The organism is Petrotoga sp. SL27 (assembly GCF_002924605.1).
GTDB classification, from domain to species: Bacteria; Thermotogota; Thermotogae; order Petrotogales; family Petrotogaceae; genus Petrotoga; species Petrotoga sibirica.
Map to the genome: position 1 here is coordinate 1 of NZ_JAIP01000051.1, position 305 is coordinate 305.

The 305-nt window shown below is 34.4% G+C and carries 1 pseudogene; it reads right to left on the reverse strand.

The features are described 5' to 3' along the window. Positions 1–286: pseudogene (locus AD60_RS10005) on the reverse strand (IS110 family transposase); the annotation flags it as partial. Between the last annotated feature and the right edge of the window lie 19 nt (positions 287–305).

Sequence of the window (305 nt, forward strand, 5' to 3'; positions counted from 1 at the left end):
TGACAGAGATGAGTGATTTATATTCTATGGGATTAAGCCCTTTTACCGTTTTTTCAATAGCCTTATCAACGGTTTCTATTTCTTTTTCCAAGGCTTTTATTACGTTTAAGGAGGAAGAGATAGCGATATTCAAAGGTTCATAAGCCATTTTGTCTAATCTGTACGAATTATTGGCTGCTTGTTTAAGAAGAGTTGCAACCTTCACGGGATCTTTGAACCTGTTTTTACTTTTTTCAATAACGAACTTAGTTAAATCACCAATGGGTTTGTAAACTATCTCATCCAAAGAGTAGAACTCAGTCAAA